Source organism: Acidovorax sp. YS12 (assembly GCA_021496925.1).
Taxonomy (GTDB): domain Bacteria; phylum Pseudomonadota; class Gammaproteobacteria; order Burkholderiales; family Burkholderiaceae_C; genus Paenacidovorax.
Genome location: CP053915.1, coordinates 4,499,200 through 4,512,628 on the forward strand (window position 1 = coordinate 4,499,200; position 13,429 = coordinate 4,512,628).

General features: G+C 69.1%; 14 protein-coding genes. 11 read left to right on the top strand and 3 right to left on the bottom strand.

Annotation, left to right across the window (positions count from 1 at the left end):
- Positions 1–115: 115 nt before the first annotated feature.
- Positions 116–3,157, bottom strand: a complete 3,042-nt coding sequence (locus YS110_20170) for an Rne/Rng family ribonuclease (protein UJB66916.1) — start codon at positions 3,155–3,157, stop codon at positions 116–118.
- A gap of 579 nt (positions 3,158–3,736) precedes the next feature.
- On the opposite strand from YS110_20170, the gene YS110_20175 reads away from it, so the two are divergent.
- Genes YS110_20175 through YS110_20190 form a run of 4 tightly spaced genes read left to right on the top strand, consistent with a single transcriptional unit; the run spans position 3,737 to position 6,855 of the window.
- Positions 3,737–4,768: an RluA family pseudouridine synthase gene (locus YS110_20175; protein UJB66917.1), complete on the top strand. Its 1,032-nt coding sequence runs from the start codon at positions 3,737–3,739 to the stop codon at positions 4,766–4,768.
- A complete protein-coding gene (locus YS110_20180) occupies positions 4,740–5,408 on the top strand; it encodes an HAD-IA family hydrolase (protein UJB66918.1) in 669 nt (222 codons plus the stop codon). The genes YS110_20175 and YS110_20180 overlap by 29 nt, the downstream gene beginning before the upstream one ends.
- 10 nt (positions 5,409–5,418) lie before the next feature.
- Positions 5,419–5,799 carry a Rieske 2Fe-2S domain-containing protein gene (locus YS110_20185; GenBank protein UJB66919.1) on the top strand — a complete coding sequence of 127 codons (381 nt, stop codon included), beginning with the start codon at positions 5,419–5,421 and terminating at the stop codon, positions 5,797–5,799.
- 3 nt (positions 5,800–5,802) lie between these two features.
- Positions 5,803–6,855, top strand: coding sequence for a S49 family peptidase (locus YS110_20190; GenBank protein ID UJB66920.1), 1,053 nt, complete (start codon positions 5,803–5,805; stop codon positions 6,853–6,855).
- An 87-nt stretch (positions 6,856–6,942) separates the two neighbouring features.
- Here the strand turns inward: YS110_20190 and YS110_20195 are convergent, their stop codons facing one another.
- Positions 6,943–7,710: an SAM-dependent methyltransferase gene (locus YS110_20195; protein UJB66921.1), complete on the bottom strand. Its 768-nt coding sequence runs from the start codon at positions 7,708–7,710 to the stop codon at positions 6,943–6,945.
- Positions 7,707–8,306 (bottom strand): septum formation inhibitor Maf, encoded by a 600-nt coding sequence (gene maf / locus YS110_20200; protein ID UJB66922.1) that lies wholly within the window; start codon positions 8,304–8,306, stop codon positions 7,707–7,709. Before maf ends, YS110_20195 begins: the two co-directional genes overlap by 4 nt.
- Positions 8,307–8,332: 26 nt before the next feature.
- Between maf and YS110_20205 the strand changes: the two genes are divergently transcribed.
- The 7 genes from YS110_20205 (at position 8,333) to acpP (ending at position 13,401) form a co-directional block, all read left to right on the top strand.
- On the top strand, positions 8,333–8,887 hold the full coding sequence (locus tag YS110_20205) for a DUF177 domain-containing protein (protein ID UJB66923.1): 555 nt from the start codon (positions 8,333–8,335) through the stop codon (positions 8,885–8,887).
- A gap of 112 nt (positions 8,888–8,999) precedes the next feature.
- Entirely contained in the window at positions 9,000–9,182 is a 183-nt protein-coding gene (gene rpmF, locus YS110_20210; GenBank protein UJB66924.1) for a 50S ribosomal protein L32, read from the top strand.
- A 93-nt stretch (positions 9,183–9,275) separates the two neighbouring features.
- Positions 9,276–10,328, top strand: a complete 1,053-nt coding sequence (plsX, locus tag YS110_20215; GenBank protein UJB66925.1) for a phosphate acyltransferase PlsX — start codon at positions 9,276–9,278, stop codon at positions 10,326–10,328.
- On the top strand, positions 10,325–11,305 hold the full coding sequence (locus YS110_20220) for a ketoacyl-ACP synthase III (GenBank protein UJB66926.1): 981 nt from the start codon (positions 10,325–10,327) through the stop codon (positions 11,303–11,305). Before plsX ends, YS110_20220 begins: the two co-directional genes overlap by 4 nt.
- 61 nt (positions 11,306–11,366) lie before the next feature.
- Positions 11,367–12,320, top strand: a complete 954-nt coding sequence (gene fabD / locus YS110_20225; GenBank protein ID UJB66927.1) for an ACP S-malonyltransferase — start codon at positions 11,367–11,369, stop codon at positions 12,318–12,320.
- On the top strand, positions 12,317–13,057 hold the full coding sequence (fabG, locus tag YS110_20230) for a 3-oxoacyl-ACP reductase FabG (GenBank protein UJB66928.1): 741 nt from the start codon (positions 12,317–12,319) through the stop codon (positions 13,055–13,057). The genes fabD and fabG overlap by 4 nt, the downstream gene beginning before the upstream one ends.
- A 104-nt stretch (positions 13,058–13,161) precedes the next feature.
- Positions 13,162–13,401, top strand: coding sequence for an acyl carrier protein (acpP, locus tag YS110_20235; GenBank protein ID UJB66929.1), 240 nt, complete (start codon positions 13,162–13,164; stop codon positions 13,399–13,401).
- Positions 13,402–13,429: the final 28 nt, after the last annotated feature.

Sequence of the window (13,429 nt, forward strand, 5' to 3'; positions counted from 1 at the left end):
GCGCGGGCAGCCGAGCAAGGGCCGCCCCGCAGCGAGGGCTGCGTCCCCCTGCCCGCATGGCGCAGCCATGCGAGAGCGGGGGGAAGCGGCGCAGCCGCTCAGGGGGAGCTTCACTTCAACCGCGCTGTGCCTGCTCGAACGGCAGTTGCAGGTCGCGCAGGTCGCGGCGGGTTTCCACCAGGACCAGGGGGCCTTCGTCGAGCACCACGGCCGCGGGCCGTTCGCGCGGCACGTGGACCGGGCTGGGCTCGGCGGCAATCGCGGCCTGCACCGCGGCCACCTTGTCGGCGTCCGAGTTCACCCACTGCAGGCCGGATGCCGTGGCGATCTGCTCCAGCGCGCTGGTGGGCAGCGTGAAGGATTGCACCTTGGGCATGCTGCCCGCTGCGGAGGCGGTGGGGGCCGGGGCGGCTGCGGCTGCCTCGGGCGCTTGCGCTGCGGCCACGGAGGCTACGGCGGGCGCTGCCTCGGCTTCGGCTGCCGGCGCGGGGGCCTCCTCGGCCATTTGCGCGGCCGCCACCGGGGCTGCGGGGGCCGCCGTCACGGGGGCCACCGGGGCGGGCGCTTCGACCGGCTCGGCCGCTGCTTCGGGGGCAGCGGCCGTGGCGGCTGGCGCGGCGGTGAAGTAGCTGCGGCGCGGCGCTTCGTCGGCGCTGGCGTCTTCCGCCGGGGCCGGGGCGGGTGCCGCTTCCGCAGCGCCTTCCTCACGGGCGGGGCGTTCGCCTTGCTCGCCACGGTTGCGGCGGTCGCGGCCATAGCGGTCGCGCGAACGGCGCTCGCGGCGCTGTTCCTCGCTGGCCGGTGCGGCGGCTTCCGGCGCGGCCGTGTCGTTGCCCGTCAGGTCCAGGTCGGGCAGGGCGGACAGCGGCGCGGTGTCGGCAAAGTCGGCCACCGGCAGGGGCGTGGCCGTGCCCTCGGTGCGCGGGGCGCGCTCGCGGCGGCCGCCTTCGCTGCGTTCCGTGCGCTCGCCGCGCTCGGTGCGTTCACCACGGCGGCCGTTGCCGTCGCCGCGCTCGCGGCGCTCGCCATTGCGCGGCGCGCGCTCGCCACGGGCTTCCTGGGGCGCGCCTTCGCTGGCCGGGGCGGTGCCTTCGGCGTCCACCGCCGGGCGCGCGTCGGCATCACGGCGTGCGCGCTGGTCGCGCGGGGCATTGCCATTGCGTTCGCCTTGGCGCAGCTCGCCGTTGCGCTCGCCGCGGCGGCCGTTGCGGGCTTCCGGGCTGCCGCCCTGGGCCTCGCCGCGCGCTGCGCCGCGTTCGCCATTGCGGCGGTTGCGGCCGTCGCCACGGCCTTCACCACGCCCTTCGCGGCGGGCGCCGGCTGCGGCGTCCGTGGCAGGGGCCGCGGCGGGCGTGGCCACGGGCGCGGGCGCAGGGGCCGTGCCAAAGCCGAACAGGCTCTTGAGCCAGGCGAAGAAGCCTTGCTCCTGCTGGGCCGGCGCACGCGGCGCGGCCGCCGGGGCCGGGCTGGGGGCTGGCGCTGCGGCATCGGGGCGCTGGCCATTGCGCGGCGGGCGCTGGGCGCCTTCGGGGCGCGGCTCGGTCACGGGGGCCGGGGCATCGGGCAGCACGCCCTTGATGACCGGCGTCTGCTTGTTCGTCGGCTCCTGCGAGCGGCGCGTGACCTGGGTGCGCTCTTCCTGCTCGTCGGCGAGCTTGTAGCTGGCCTCGATGTGGTCCAGGCGCGGGTCGTCGTGCTTGAGGCGCTCCAGCTTGTAGTGCGGCGTCTCCATCGACTTGTTGGGCACCATGAGCACGGAAACGCGCTGCTTGAGCTCGATCTTGGCGATCTCGGTGCGCTTTTCGTTGAGCAGGAAGGAGGCGACCTCCACCGGCACCTGCACGTGCACGGCTGCGGTGTTGTCCTTCATCGACTCCTCTTGGATGATGCGCAGGATCTGCAGTGCCGAGGACTCGGTGTCGCGGATGTGGCCGGAGCCGCCGCAGCGCGGGCAGTTGATGTGCGCGCCTTCGGAGAGGGCGGGCTTGAGGCGCTGGCGGCTCATTTCCATCAGGCCGAACTTGCTGATGGTGCCGAACTGCACGCGCGCGCGGTCCTGGCGCAGCGCGTCGCGCAGGCGGTTCTCGACCTCGCGGCGGTTCTTGCTCTCCTCCATGTCGATGAAGTCGATCACGATCAGGCCGCCCAGGTCGCGCAGGCGCATCTGGCGCGCCACTTCGTCGGCGGCTTCGAGGTTGGTGCGCGTGGCGGTTTCCTCGATGTCGCCGCCCTTGATGGCGCGGGCCGAGTTCACGTCCACGCTGACCAGCGCCTCGGTGTGGTCGATCACGATGGCGCCGCCCGAGGGCAGGGTGACGGTGCGCGAGTAGGCCGACTCGATCTGGTGCTCGATCTGGAAGCGGCTGAACAGCGGCGCGTCGTCGCGGTAGCGCTTCACGCGGGCCGCGTGCTCGGGCATCACGTGCGACATGAACTGCTGTGCCTGTTCGTAGATGTCGTCCGTGTCGATCAGGATGTCGCCGATGTCGCTGTTGAAGTAGTCGCGGATGGCGCGGATCACCAGGCTCGACTCCTGGTAGATCAGGAACGCGCCCTTGCCCGCCTTGGCGGCGCCGTCGATGGCGGTCCAGAGCTTGAGCAGGTAGTTCAGGTCCCACTGCAGCTCGGGCGCGGTGCGGCCGATGCCTGCGGTGCGCGCGATGATGCTCATGCCCTTGGGGTATTCGAGCTGGTCCATCGCCTCTTTCAGCTCGGCGCGGTCCTCGCCCTCGATGCGGCGCGAGACGCCGCCGCCGCGCGGGTTGTTGGGCATCAGCACCACGTAGCGGCCGGCCAGGGAGATGAACGTCGTCAGGGCCGCGCCCTTGTTGCCGCGCTCTTCCTTCTCGACCTGCACCAGCAGTTCCTGGCCCTCGCGGATCACCTCGTTGATGCGCGCCTGGCTGGGCGAGACGCCCTCGGCGAAGTACTGCTTGGAGATTTCCTTGAACGGCAGGAAACCGTGGCGGTCCTCGCCGTAATCGACGAAGCAGGCTTCGAGCGACGGCTCGACGCGCGTGACCACGGCCTTGTAGATGTTGCCCTTGCGCTGTTCGCGCCCTTCGATCTCGATCTCGTAGTCCAGCAGCTTCTGGCCGTCCACGATGGCCAGGCGCCGTTCCTCGGGCTGCGTGGCGTTGATGAGCATCCGCTTCATGATGCGATTCCTTTGTTCGTTTTGAGGGTGCCGTGTACCAGGGGTACACGGGGCACCGGCATGTTCACTCGTTCTCACAGGCTCTTTCACAGAGCCGAGATGCCGGGGCTGATGCCTTGAAACGAAGGAAAGCGCGCAAACGCCAGCGCTGGCCGCAGGCCAGGCGCTATGTGAGCCAGGGGGGCGGGGGCGCGTGGATGGGGGCGAGGCGCGCGGCGCGCGGCGCGGCCACGCAGGGCTGGGCGCGCAGGGCAGGCAAATGGGCGTTTCCCGGCATGCCAATGGCCACCGCCGGGGGCGCAAGCCTCCGCCAGAGTGACTCCATCCATGCCCAGACAACCCACATGTGTTCGCTTCGATCCGCCGGCAGCGCACATGCTGCAGGCCAGTATTCCGTGTGTTTCAATGCGTCAGCCCGCCGTGCGGCGCGCAGCGAGGGCCGCAGGCTCTTCAAACGCCTGCCGCGGTGCATGCACGAAGCCCGTTGGCATCGACCTGCCTGCGCCGGGGGAAAACCCAGGAAAATGTCCGCTGGACTAAACTCCAGAGAAATCAACCACTTACATTCAACGTGCGCAGGTGAAACACATTATAGAGGGCAAACCAAGTCCTGCCCCGGCGGCCCGTCTTGTCGCGGTGGACGCCGAGTCGGGCGGCCAGCGCCTGGACAACTTCCTGTTGCGCCAGCTCAAGGGCGTTCCCAAGACCCACGTCTACCGCATCATCCGCAGCGGCGAGGTGCGGGTGAACAAGGGCCGTGCCAGCGCCGACACGCGCGTGGCCGAGGGCGACCAGGTGCGCCTGCCGCCCGTGCGCGTCTCGGAGAAGGTGGCGCTCAAGGCCGGGCACCCGGCGCCGGCGCGCGAGTTCCCGCTGCTGCTGGAGGACGAGCACCTGATCGCCATCGACAAGCCCGCGGGCGTGGCCGTGCATGGCGGCAGCGGGGTCAGCTTCGGCGTGATCGAGCAGTTGCGCCAGGCGCGCCCGCAGGCGAAGTTCCTGGAACTCGTGCACCGGCTCGACCGCGAGACCTCGGGCATCCTGCTGGTGGCCAAGAAGCGCTCGGCGCTGAACTTGTTGCAGGACCAGTTCCGCGAGCGCGCGACGGGCAAGACCTACCTCGCGCTGGTGCAGGGCGCCTGGCCTGCCGGCAACAAGGTGATCGACCTGCCCCTGCACAAGTACCTGCTGCCCGACGGCGAGCGCCGCGTGCGCGTCACCACGCCCGAGGACCCGGACGGCATGCGTTCGGTCACACTGGTGAAAGTGCGTGCTCACCTGGCGCCCCGGCCCTTGCAGGGCCTGCCCGCCATGACGCTGCTGGAGGTGACGATCAAGACCGGTCGCACGCACCAGATCCGCGTGCACCTGGCGAGCCAGGGGCACCCGATCGCGGGCGACGACAAGTACGGCGACTTCGACCTCAACAAGCGCCTGCCCCGGCAGGGACTCAAGCGCATGTTCCTGCACGCCTGGCGCCTGCAGTTCAACCACCCCGCCAGCGGCGAGCGCGTGACATTGCATGCCGCGCTGCCGCCCGAGCTGGCGGATTTCATCGACCCCACCGCCCTGGGAAGCCACCATGCCCGCCAACCGACCGCGCCGCTTTGACTTGATTGCCTTCGACTGGGACGGCACGCTGTGCGACTCCACGGCCATCATCGTGCGCTGCATCCAGGCGGCGGTGTGCGACGTCGGCGGTGCCATGCCCAGCGACGAGGCAGCTTCCTACGTCATCGGCATGGGGCTGATGCAGGCCCTGGCGCACGCCGCCCCCGACGTGCCGCGCGAACGCTATGCCGAGCTGGGCAACCGCTACCGCTACCACTACCTGCAGCACCAGGACGATCTGAGCCTGTTCGCTGGCGTCATGCCGCTGCTGGGCGCGCTGCGCGCCCGGGGGCACCTGCTCACGGTGGCCACCGGCAAGAGCCGGCGCGGGCTGAACGAGGCGCTGCACACGGCCCAGCTGCGCGGCGTGTTCGACGGCTCGCGCACCGCCGACGAGACGGCGGGCAAGCCCCATCCCCTGATGCTGCACGAGCTGATGGCCGAATTCGACGTGGCGCCCGAGCGCGTGCTGATGATTGGCGACACCACCCATGACCTGCAGATGGCGCTGGCCGCCGGCTGCGCCAGCGTGGGCGTGGGCTACGGCGCGCACCCGCCCGATGGGTTCGCCCGCTATGCGCCGCTGTTCGTCGCCGATTCGGTGGCGGATCTGCATGTGTGGCTTGAAAACAACGCATGAGGGCCCTGCCATGACGGCGTTCCAGGAAGAAGCCATCGCTTTGTGCGCCAGCGCCGATCTGCAGGAAGGCGGTCTCGCGGTGGCCTTCGACGTGGTGTACGCCGGCCAGCGCTGCCGGGCCTTTGCCATCCGTTTCCAGGGCCAGCCGCAGGCCTACCTCAACCGCTGCGCCCACGTGCCCATGGAGATGGACTACCAGGAGGGCCGCTTCTTCGACGACAGCGGGCGCTGGCTGCTGTGCGCCACCCACGGCGCGGTCTACGAGCCCGGCACCGGGCGCTGCATCGAAGGCCCGTGCCGCGGCGCCAGCCTGGTGAAGATCGCCTTGTCCGAAGTGCAGGGCCAGGTGCGCTGGCATACTGCCCCCCACATGCAACCCGTAGAGTTCTGAACCATGACCGACCCCCAACGCCCCGGATCCGCGGATGCCGGAGGCCAAGCCCCCGCTGCCCCTGATTTGTGGGCGGCTGCCGCCACGGCCCGTCCGGCCGCGGCCAAGCCGGCCGCACCCCAGACGCCGCCCGGCTGGGAGCGCGAGGTGCTGGAAAAGCTGGTGTTCGCCACGGTCAACGAGCAGCGCGCCGCGCGCCGCTGGCGCATCTTCTGGCGCTTCGCCTGGCTGGCGTTCCTGGGCGCCGTGGCCTGGGCCATCTTCGTGTACGACGCCGGAACGCCCAGCAAGAGCGCGCCGCACACGGCGGTGGTGGACATCAAGGGCGAGATCGCCGGCGGCGCCGAGGCCAGCGCCGAGCTGGTGGTGGCCGCCATGCGCAGCGCGTTCGAGGACGAAGGCTCGCAGGCCGTGGTGCTGCTCATCAACTCGCCCGGCGGCAGCCCGGTGCAGGCCGGCATCATCAACGACGAAATCGTGCGCCTGCGCGCCAAGTACGACAAGCCGGTGTACGCGGTGGTCGAGGAGACCTGCGCCTCGGCGGCCTACTACATCGCGGCGGCGGCCGACGACATCTTCGTCGACAAGGCCAGCATCGTCGGCAGCATCGGCGTGCTGATGGATGGCTTTGGTTTCACCGGCACCATGGAAAAGCTCGGCGTCGAGCGGCGCCTGCTGACGGCGGGCGAGAACAAGGGCTTCCTCGACCCGTTCAGCCCGCAGAGCGAGAAGCAGCGCCAGTTCGCGCTCGCCATGCTCGACCAGATCCACCAGCAGTTCATCGAGGTGGTGAAGAAGGGGCGCGGCGAACGGCTCAAGATCACGCCCGAGACCTTCAGCGGCCTGTTCTGGACCGGCCAGCAGGCCGTGGAGATGGGGCTGGCCGACCGCTTCGGCAACCTCGACTACGTGGCGCGCGAAGTCGTCAAGGCCGAGGACGTGATCGACTACACGCGCCGTGACAACGTGGCCGAGCGCCTGGCCAAGCGTTTCGGTGCCGCCGTGGGCACAGGCGCGGTGCATGCCATGCGCGGCGCGCTGCCCGCCTTGCGCTGAGGATGCATTGAGGAATTAGGGGTCAAATTGGCCTCTGGCCCTTGCCAGGCAAGCGCTACCAGCTATCAAAGATGAAGTGAGGTGGCCTCAGCGGCCGATGGCGTACACCACCGGCGTGCGGTTGTCGGGCGGGGTGCCGCCCTGGCGCCATTGGTGCACGGCACGGCTTTCCACGCGGGCCTGCGCCAGCGTCAGGCCTGCCGCGATGGCCAGCCGGGTGCCTGGCTGCAGGTGCTGCAGCAGCGCCTGCCACACGGCGGCGTTGCGGTAGGGCGTCTCGATGAACAGCTGCGTCTGGCCTTGCTGGAGCGCCTGTGTTTCCAGTTGGCGGATGCGCTGGGCGCGTTCGCCCGCGTCTTGCGGCAGGTAGCCGGTGAAGGCGAAATGTTGCCCATTGAGGCCGCTGGCGGCCAGTGCCAGCAGCAGCGATGCGGGGCCCACCAGGGGAACGACGGGCACGCCGGCATCGTGCGCGGCGCGCACCACCGAGCTGCCGGGGTCGGCCACGGCGGGCATGCCGGCCTCGCTGACCAGGCCCATGTCGTGGCCCGCCAGCAGCGGCGCGATGAGCGGCGCGGCGTTGAACTGGCCCGCGTGGTCGCCCTTCTTGTGTACTTCGCGCGGCAGTTCGGTGATGTGCTGCTGTTGCAGCGGCGCGGCCAGCGGGTGCAGGGCGTCGATGCGCTTGAGGTAGGCACGGCAGCTCTTGGCGTTCTCGCAGACCCAGTGCGTGAGCCGTGCGGCACTGCGCAGCGTGCCTTCGGGCAGCACGTCCTGCAAGGGCGTTTGCGCGTCGCAGCCGAAGTCCAGCGGCGCGGGCACGAGGTAGAGCGTGCCGGTCTTGGCGGCGCTCATGGCAGCGCCAGGCCCGCGGCGCGCAGCATGCGGCAGGTACGGATCAGCGGCAGGCCCACCAGGGCCGTCGGGTCGTCGCTGACGATGGCGTCGAGCAGGCTGATGCCCAGGCCCTCGCTCTTGGCGCTGCCGGCGCAGTCGTAGGGTGTTTCGGCGCCCAGGTAGCGCTCGATCTCGGCGTCCGTCAGAGCGCGAAAGCGCACCTCGACAGCCGCCAGATCCACCTGTGCGAAGCCCGTGGCCTGGCACACCACTGCCACGGCGGTCTGGAAGACGACGGTCTGGCCGCGCATCTGCCGCAACTGGGCCGTGGCGCGTTCGTGCGTGCCAGGCTTGCCCAGGGGCTGGCCGGCCAGGTCGGCCACCTGGTCGGAGCCGATCACCACGGCCTGCGGATGCAGCGCGGCGACGGCGTGCGCCTTGGCCTGCGCCAGCCGCAGGGCCAGCGCGCGAGGCACCTCGCCGGGGTGCGGGGTTTCATCCACGGCGGGGGCGGCGGTCTCGAAGGGCAGGCGCAGGCGCTGCAGCAGTTCGCGCCGGTAGGGCGAGGTGGAGCCGAGTACCAGCAGGCGTTGCGGGGAGGGTGATTCAAGCATGGGCGCGATTCTCTTACACTGCCGCGATGACCAAGGAGTTTTCCCCCCGCCGGCTCGACGTGAAGGCCTTCGCCCAGGCGGGCGCGCGGCTGGAAGGGCATGAATCGCTGCTCGCCTACGAGCGTCTGGCCCAGGAGGCGCAGGGGCTGCACCCGGACCTGCGCGTGGACTGGGAGGCCTCGGGCGCACTGGTGGCGCCAACCGGCGGCCCCAGCCAGGTCTGGCTGCACCTGCGCGCGCATGGCACGTTTCCCATGCACTGCCAGCGCTGCCTGGGCACGGTGGACGTGCCGCTGGATGTGGACCGCTCGTTCCGCTTCGTGGCCGACGAAAGCACGGCCGAGGCCCTGGACGACGAATCCGAGGAAGACGTGCTGGCGCTCAGCCGCGAGTTCGACCTGCACGCCTTGATCGAGGACGAACTGCTGATGGCACTGCCCATGGTGCCCATGCACGAGCGTTGCCCCGAGGTGGTGCCCATGGCGTCGGGCAGCGAGGATTTCGAGGAAGCCAATGCGCACAAGCCCAACCCCTTCGCGGCGCTGGCCGCCCTGCGCACCGGCAAGGATTCGGGGCACTGATACTGCGCTGGAACCGATTCGGCTATAATCGAGGGCTTCGCGCGAATCCCCCTCGTGTCTTTAATGGGCTGAATCGCGTTTTTTACCAACCCTTTGAGACCCAGGAGCCATCATGGCTGTTCAGCAAAACAAAAAGTCCCCTTCCAAGCGCGGCATGCACCGCTCGCACAACGCCCTGACGGTGCCCGGCATCGCCGTGGAGCCCACCACCGGTGAAACCCATCTGCGCCACCACATCAGCCCCAACGGCGTGTACCGTGGCCGCCAGGTGCTGAAGAACAAGTCCGAAGCCTGACCTGTTTTCTGCCCGTTCAAGGCCCGTGGCTACCGAAATACGTAGCACGGGCCTTTGTTTTGACCGCTGCATTGGCAAGTTTCCAGGCCACCCATGATCACCTTGGCAGTTGACTGCATGGGGGGCGACCACGGCCCCCGCGTCACGCTTGCAGCGTGCCGCCAGTTTCTCGATACCCATTCCGACGCCCGCCTGCTGCTCGTGGGGCAGCCCGACAGCCTGCAGGCGTTCGCGCACGAACGCGCCACCGTGGTCGCGGCCAGCGAGGTGGTCGGCATGGACGATCCCGTCGAGGTGGCGCTGCGCAGGAAGAAGGATTCCTCGATGCGCGTGGCCATCCAGCAGGTCAAGGATGGCGCGGCCGCCGCGGCCTTGTCGGCCGGCAACACGGGCGCGCTGATGGCCATCGCGCGCTACCTGCTGAAGACGCTGGATGGTATCGACCGCCCCGCCATCGCCACCCAGATGCCCAACGACAAGGGGCGCGCCACCACGGTGCTCGATTTGGGCGCCAACGTCGATTGCTCGGCCGAGCACCTGCTGCAGTTCGCCGTGATGGGCTCTGCGCTGGTGTCGGTGCTGCAGGAGGACTCGCCCGCCAGCGTGGGCTTGCTCAATATTGGCGAGGAAGTCATCAAGGGCAACGAGGTCATCAAGAAGGCGGGCGAGCTGCTGCGCTCGGCAGCCCGGTCGGGCGACCTGAACTTCCATGGCAACGTCGAAGGCAACGACATCTTCAAGGGCACGGTGGACATCGTGGTGTGCGACGGCTTCGTCGGCAACGTGGCGCTGAAGGCCAGCGAGGGCGTGGCGGCGATGATCGTCGGCGCGCTCAAGCAGGAATTCAAGCGCAACATCTTTACGAAAATCGCCGCCATCGTGGCCTATCCGGTGCTATCTGCACTGATGAAGCGCATGGACTACCGCCGCTACAACGGCGCGGCGCTGCTCGGGCTGCGCGGGCTGGTGTTCAAGAGCCATGGATCGGCCGACGCGCTGGCTTTTGAGCAGGCGTTGAACCGCGCGTATGATGCGGCCCGCAACAACCTGCTCGACCGTGTCCGGTCGCGGATTGCGCATGCGGCGCCCCTGCTGGCGCCCTCCACGGCGCAGCCTGCCCTGGCAACGGCGGCCTCCCTGCCTTGAACAAACGCTATTCCCGCATCACCGGCACTGGCAGCTACCTGCCGCCGCGCCGCGTCACCAACCAAGACCTCGCAAACGATTTGGCGCAGCGCGGCATCGAGACTTCTGATGCCTGGATCGTCGAGCGTACGGGCATTCGCGCGCGCCATTTCGCCGAGCCCCAGGTGACCAGCAGCGACCTGGCGCTGGAAGCCTCGCGCCACGCCCTGGAGGCCGCGGGCTGCCAGGCGCGGGATCTGGACCTGATCATCTTCGCCACGTCCACGCCGGACATGGTGTTCCCCTCGGCGGCGTGCATTCTGCAGAACAAATTGGGGGCCAATGGCTGCCCGGCCTTCGACCTGCAGGCCGTCTGCAGTGGCTTCGTGTATGCGCTGACGGTGGCCGACGCCATGATCCGCGCGGGCACGGCGCGCCGCGCCCTGGTGGTCGGCGCCGAAGTGTTCAGCCGCATTCTCGATTTCAACGACCGCACTACCTGCGTGCTGTTCGGCGACGGTGCCGGGGCCGTGGTGCTGGAGGCGTCCGACGAACCGGGCATCCTGGCCAGCGACTTGCACGCCGATGGCAAGTACGTCGACATCCTGTGCGTGCCTGGCACCGTGTCAGGTGGCAAGGTGGTGGGCGATCCGCTGCTCAAGATGGACGGCCAGGCGGTGTTCAAGCTCGCCGTGGGCGTGCTGGAAAAGGCCGCGCGCGCGGCGCTGGACAAGGCCGGCCTGCAGGACGGTGACATCGACTGGCTGATTCCGCACCAGGCCAACATCCGCATCATGCAGAGCACGGCGAAGAAGCTGAAGCTGCCGCTGGAGAAGCTGGTGGTCACCGTGGACCAGCATGGCAATACCTCGGCGGCCTCGATTCCGCTGGCGCTCGACCAGGCGGTGCGCAGCGGGCAGGTGCGCCCGGGCCAGCATGTGATGCTCGAAGGCGTGGGCGGTGGCTTCACCTGGGGAGCGGTGCTCCTGAAAATGTAGCTTCTGGCGCTTGCTTGGTAAGCGCTAGACCCTGATTTCTTTCATATTCCAAGAAGAGACAATGGCTAAATCCTTTGCATTCGTGTTTCCGGGGCAGGGCTCGCAGTCCGTGGGCATGCTCGATGCATGGGGCGACCATCCCGTGGTGGCCGAGACGCTGCGCGAGGCGTCCGAGGCCCTGGGCGAAGACGTGGGCCGCCTGATCCATGACGGCCCCAAGGAAGCGCTGGCACTGACCACCAACACCCAGCCGGTGATGCTGGTGGCGGGCGTGGCCGCATGGCGCGTGTGGCGCGCCGAGGGTGGCGCGCTGCCCGTGGCGGTGGCCGGGCATTCGCTGGGCGAGTATTCCGCGCTGGTGGCCTCGGGCGTGCTGACGCTGGCCCAGGCTGCGCCGCTGGTGCGCCTGCGTGCCGCCGCCATGCAGGAGGCCGTGCCCGTGGGCGCGGGCGCCATGGCCGCGATCCTCGGGCTGGAGTCGTCCAAGGTCATTGCCGGCTGCGCTGAGGCGACGGCGTCGTTCGGTGCGGGCACTGCGGAAGTGGTCGAGGCCGTGAACTTCAACGACCCCATCCAGACCGTGATCGCAGGCACCAAGGCCGGTGTCGAAAAGGCCTGCGAAGTGCTCAAGGCCGCAGGCGCCAAGCGCGCGCTGCCGCTGCCGGTGTCGGCGCCGTTCCATTCGAGCCTGATGAAGCCCGCTGCCGAAAAACTGCGCGCGGCGCTGGCCGAGGTGGCGCTGGGCGCGCCGCAGATTCCGGTCGTGAACAACGTGGACGTGGCCGTGGCGCAGGAACCTGAGGCCATCCGCGACGCGTTGTACCGCCAGGCCTTCGGCCCGGTGCGCTGGGTCGAGTGCGTGCAGGCGCTGCAGGCGCGCGGCGTCACCCACCTCATCGAATGCGGCCCTGGCAAGGTGCTGGCGGGCCTGACCAAGCGCATCGACGCCGGCCTGGTCGGTGCTGCGCTGTACGATCCGGCCACATTGGCCGAAGCCAAGGAGTTGCTCGCATGACGAATTCTGTTTCCAAGGTCGCGCTGGTCACCGGCGCCTCGCGCGGCATTGGTGCCGCCATCGCGCTGGAACTGGCGCGGCAGGGCTACCAGGTGGTCGGCACGGCCACCACCGACGCGGGTGCCGCCGGCATCTCCGAGGCGCTCGCCGGCCATGCCGGCTGCCGTGGCGCCAGGCTCGACGTGAACGACGGTGCCGCCACCGAGGCGCTGATCGACGAGATCGTCAAGGCCCAGGGCGGCCTGCATGTGCTGGTGAACAACGCAGGCATCACGCGCGACACGCTCGCCATGCGCATGAAGGACGACGACTGGGACGCCGTGCTCGACACCAACCTCAAGGCCGTGTTCCGCACCAGCCGTGCCGCCATCCGGCCGATGATGAAGCAGCGCTTCGGCCGCATCATCAGCATCACCAGCGTCGTTGGCGCCTCGGGCAACCCCGGCCAGGCCAATTACGCCGCCGCCAAGGCGGGCGTGGCGGGCATGGCGCGCGCCCTGGCGCGCGAACTGGGCAGCCGCGGCATCACCGTGAACTGCGTGGCGCCTGGCTTCATTGCCACCGACATGACCGCGCAACTGTCCGAGGAACAGCAAAAAGCCCTGAATGCCCAGATTCCGCTGGGCCACATGGGCAAGCCGTCGGACATTGCGCACGCCGTCGCTTACCTGGCATCGGAAGGCGCCGGCTATGTGACAGGGCAGGAGTTGCATGTCAATGGCGGCATGTACATGTAATTAGCGAAAGTTAACGCCGAATCATCCGAGCGGCGAGCTGCTAAGGGCTTTCTCCCTATGCGGCTAGAATCGCGGATTCATTCACAACCCCCAGAGGGAAACCTATGAGCGATATCGAAGCACGTGTCAAAAAGATCATTGCCGAGCAACTCGGTGTGGAAGAGTCCCAGGTGACGAACGAGAAGGCTTTCGTGGCCGACCTCGGCGCCGACTCTCTCGACACCGTGGAGCTGGTGATGGCCCTGGAAGACGAGTTCGGCATCGAGATCCCCGATGAGGACGCCGAGAAGATCACCACGGTGCAAAACGCCATCGACTACGCCAACACCCACCAGAAGGCCTGAGACGGCCTTTGCCGTCCCGAGCGATCAG